Source organism: Neisseria sp. P0014.S009, assembly GCF_051958155.1.
Lineage (GTDB): Bacteria > Pseudomonadota > Gammaproteobacteria > Burkholderiales > Neisseriaceae > Neisseria > Neisseria flavescens_C.
In genome coordinates this window covers 1-3,529 of record NZ_JBQCVS010000030.1, presented here as the reverse complement: position 1 = coordinate 3,529, position 3,529 = coordinate 1, and the positions used below count along the sequence as shown (strand labels likewise).

Here is a 3,529-nt window from a genome sequence, read left to right as displayed (position 1 = left end):
CCGCCACCACCGCCACCAGCCGAACCGCTACCACCGCCCAAGCTACCACCACCAGCAGAGCCACTGCCACCGCCTGACGTTCCACCACCACCGCCCGAGCCACCATTACCTTTACCCTGATTCTTCTTCTGTTCCTCTTCTTTTTTCTTTTGTTCTACTCGTTTTACATCAATTTCTCTCAAAAGCCTTGCCATTTCATTCTCATCCTCCAAAGCCTTTTTTAGACGTTCCTTTTCTACCCCCATTTCTTTTGACTTTTTACTTAAATCACTATCTGAAACGCTAATACCCTGATTTCCCTTATTTTTATTACTTAATAAGTCTTCAACATCAAAAACAGTCATATTCTGACTTTTATTAAAAGCCCCCTTATCCTCATGCCTATAAAAACAATAATCTAAAACACAAGCCAACTTCGTAACTTTAACCTTTTGAATATTCCCAGTTTTTTTATCTTTTATACCTACCTCTTTACTTTCCCACAAATCAACCATCTGATTTAAACGACCATCCGTTCTAAAACCATAACCCGTATCACCAACAGCACCTAAAGACACCGAGGGCATTAAAAAAGCGACCGCTAAAATTGCGACCGCCAAACTATTTTTTTTCATATCTACCCCTTAAACAAATAAATTAAAGAAACCACAGCAAAAAAACCAAGCATAAAAGGAAAATCAACCAACATCTGAACCCCCCATACCACTTATAAATTTTGCCGCCAATCTAAATGCAAACATCAAAACAAAAATCATGACAAAAGACCCACCGATTAACGCTCCATCGGCAAACTGACTAACCGCCGAACATTCAGGAAACGAAAGCAACACTTTTTCGCCATTCAAAAACCACTCTTTCCCTACCTTTTCAGGAGCTATAATCTTTCCATCTGCCGTTATAACGGGAGCTGTTTGAGACAATACATAGTCATTTGCAGTTTCGATATTGCCAAAGCACTGAAAACCCACGCGATAGCCCATACAGCCCCCAATCAATTAACGACCGCCAACGAATGACGCGACGAGACGGAACGCTTTCATCAGTACATAGACGGCTAACAACGCTACACCGACAGAAGTTACAACAGGAGCAACAGCATTTATTTGAGTTACAATCTGCGTACCGATATCGGCAATACCTTCAGCAGAAGCAGCAGCCGAACCAGTAGCCAACAGGGCAACAACGCCCGCTTTTTTAAAATTCAAGATTTTCATAAAATTTCCTTTTTTAAAAAGTGAGTACCGTTTTCAAAAGGCAAACGGAAAGCCCTAAAAATCATGCTTTCGAAGCCGAATTCTGACCACCGACAACCTTCATAGAATAAACTTTCTGAAGAACCCGTTTCCCTTTAATTTCGGGCATAAGTTCGATATCGACTTCCACAGGGAGCTTGCCGCGCAAATATTCCAATTCGACTTTTTTGGCTTCTTCGCCATATTCACACTGAATCAAATCAAAACCGAATTCGTTAGCCGAACTGTCAGAAATAGGGCGTTCAATAAAAACTCTCGTATAGTCAAAAATAACACCATTATCCGTCTGACCTTTATTCCAAGTTACTTTTCTTAAAATTGCTTTCATTTCATTTCCTTAAGTTAAAATTCGGCGTATGGTATTTACGCCACATATAGGCTAAATAATCGTCTTCCGACTCAAAATTACGCCCGAAATTTCCAAACTGTTCATTAATCTGACGTTTTTGACATTCGTTCAAATATTCGTCATATGTTATATGCCTGATAGCACTTCGTTCACTGCCGAACGCCATATCAATGACCGAATAAACATCACGCGGGACGCGATGACATTCGTGAATATAAGTCAGACTTTCCGTTGCACAGTCAAACGCCGCAGGATTCAGACGGCGGGGCATTTTTTTTTACCGTCTTTCAAAACTTCTACAATGGCTTCAGCATCGAGACCCATACGCTCAAGCAAATTAACCACCCCCGAAACCTGAATCGCGCCATATTTAACACAGTGTTCTGCCGATACGTCTTGCTGCTTTTTTACCCGCTCAACTTTAGCCGGAGCTTCTTCATAAGCTGAAAAAAGTCTTTCAAAAACTGGAAATGCGCCCGTCAAATACTGACCCGCATCTATCAGGATTTCATGAGGAATCACGATATCCCGATTGTGCAGCTCAAGCTCAACACGAACCCAAGGACTTTCAGAATCGCCAAGCTGTTTACCTTTCTCATAAACACGCACAAAACGACTTGAATTTTTACGGCTGCCTATATACAGGGTTTTTCCCGTACCGAGATAATGTAGCCAATCCCCGCCGACACATTCGGCAATAGGTTTTGTATGGCGTGATGTATATCCGCCGTTTTCCCAGTCTTTAGCGGCTACTTCTTCCTCCGTCCCGAGTTGATCAGGACGTACAAAAACGCTTTCAGGCATGACAACCGTCAAAGTATCAATAAATGCAGCAGTCGATTTACCGCGTTTCAAAAGGACTTCTTTTAATTGTCCTTTGACAACTACGAAATGTTCAAAGGCTTCGCTTTTCGGCAGTCCCCCCGTGTTACTAGTGGGGGGATAGATAACAGCTTCATTCATTTACACACCCTTTTGCGCTATTACAACACGTTAAATTAACGCGTTAACGCGTTAACAAATTTCCGATATGTTAACGCGTTAACACATTAAGTCAACAACAAATTACTTGTTAACACACAAGACATTGTTTTATATTGCATAAAAGATTTTAGGAATATGAAAAATGAAAGCACTAAGAATCAAAGACGATCAGGAAGAAAAAATCAGACAGCTAGCCGTAGCAGCAAATAAAAAACTGATACAACTAGGAAGAGAGCCACTCAGAGACAGCGAGTTAGCTCACATGCTACTAAACAAAGCCTTAAAAAGGGCATACATAAACGACGACGGCGAAATAGATATAAAGGACAAATAATGCTCAAAAAGGCATTAAAAATCATCCTTTTCGCCGTTTGTTTCATAATAAGCTGGATCCATGGATACTCAGAAGGCGTAAACAAAGGATACGAATGTCTAAAACCTGAAAATAAAAACCGACTAGACTGCATTTTAAATTCAGGAAATATAGAAATTATCGAACTTGACAAACTCGAAGAAATAAACCTACAAAATAAGGAGCAAACGCTCAAATAGAGAGCGTTTGCTCATTGAAGTAAAATAAGCCCCGAAAAGGGGGCTTATCATGGCAACGCAATCCGAACTCATAGACCAAATCAAAGACAGGCTTTTTATCCTGTCTGACTATGCTTTATCTCAACGCTGGCAGGTAGAGCCGACCCGAATCAGCCAATACCGACGCAACCGTCTGCGCCTGCCTGTACGTTTTATTGAAGACATTGCCGAGCAAATCGGCATTGACGCGCTTACGCTCATCAAAATGCTTGAAACGGAGCGACTGACCAAACAGAAAAAAGACGCCGCCAAAATCGTATTATGGCGACCAAACGAAAAAGTTAGACGTTATCCGCCGCCATGGGTAGAGCGAAAACACTTTTTCAGGCGGAAACGCTAGTTCGCATAATTT

At 41.4% G+C, this 3,529-nt stretch carries 7 protein-coding genes; 2 read left to right on the top strand and 5 right to left on the bottom strand.

The annotated features are described in order from the left end of the window. From ACTHS4_RS11385 to ACTHS4_RS11365, 5 genes are all read right to left on the bottom strand, one after another. On the bottom strand, positions 1–614 hold a 614-nt coding region (locus tag ACTHS4_RS11385; RefSeq protein WP_440365957.1), incomplete at its 3' end, for a hypothetical protein. Between the two features lie 63 nt (positions 615–677). After that, positions 678–980: a hypothetical protein gene (locus ACTHS4_RS11380; protein ID WP_070825586.1), complete on the bottom strand. Its 303-nt coding sequence runs from the start codon at positions 978–980 to the stop codon at positions 678–680. Positions 981–995: 15 nt separating this feature from the next. Beyond that, complete coding sequence (locus tag ACTHS4_RS11375) at positions 996–1,214, bottom strand: major capsid protein (RefSeq protein ID WP_070825585.1); 219 nt, start codon at positions 1,212–1,214, stop codon at positions 996–998. Positions 1,215–1,275: 61 nt separating this feature from the next. Then, positions 1,276–1,581, bottom strand: coding sequence for a hypothetical protein (locus tag ACTHS4_RS11370; RefSeq protein ID WP_070825584.1), 306 nt, complete (start codon positions 1,579–1,581; stop codon positions 1,276–1,278). Between the two features lie 276 nt (positions 1,582–1,857). Then, complete coding sequence (locus tag ACTHS4_RS11365) at positions 1,858–2,565, bottom strand: replication initiation factor domain-containing protein (RefSeq protein ID WP_440365956.1); 708 nt, start codon at positions 2,563–2,565, stop codon at positions 1,858–1,860. A 163-nt stretch (positions 2,566–2,728) separates the two neighbouring features. Here ACTHS4_RS11365 and ACTHS4_RS11360 point away from each other — a divergent pair, with 163 nt between their 5' ends. After that, positions 2,729–2,920: a hypothetical protein gene (locus tag ACTHS4_RS11360; RefSeq protein ID WP_070825582.1), complete on the top strand. Its 192-nt coding sequence runs from the start codon at positions 2,729–2,731 to the stop codon at positions 2,918–2,920. A gap of 267 nt (positions 2,921–3,187) precedes the next feature. Then, a complete protein-coding gene (locus ACTHS4_RS11355) occupies positions 3,188–3,517 on the top strand; it encodes a hypothetical protein (protein ID WP_070825580.1) in 330 nt (109 codons plus the stop codon). Positions 3,518–3,529: the final 12 nt, after the last annotated feature.

What these genes read in the sequence shown, in the direction of transcription:
- ACTHS4_RS11380 (WP_070825586.1), bottom strand. Translation starts at nt 980, where the DNA reads ATGGGCTATCGCGTGGGTTTTCAGTGCTTTGGCAATATCGAAACTGCA.
- ACTHS4_RS11375 (WP_070825585.1), bottom strand. Translation starts at nt 1,214, where the DNA reads ATGAAAATCTTGAATTTTAAAAAAGCGGGCGTTGTTGCCCTGTTGGCT.
- ACTHS4_RS11370 (WP_070825584.1), bottom strand. Translation starts at nt 1,581, where the DNA reads ATGAAAGCAATTTTAAGAAAAGTAACTTGGAATAAAGGTCAGACGGAT.
- ACTHS4_RS11365 (WP_440365956.1), bottom strand. Translation starts at nt 2,565, where the DNA reads ATGAATGAAGCTGTTATCTATCCCCCCACTAGTAACACGGGGGGACTG.
- ACTHS4_RS11360 (WP_070825582.1), top strand. Translation starts at nt 2,729, where the DNA reads ATGAAAGCACTAAGAATCAAAGACGATCAGGAAGAAAAAATCAGACAG.
- ACTHS4_RS11355 (WP_070825580.1), top strand. Translation starts at nt 3,188, where the DNA reads ATGGCAACGCAATCCGAACTCATAGACCAAATCAAAGACAGGCTTTTT.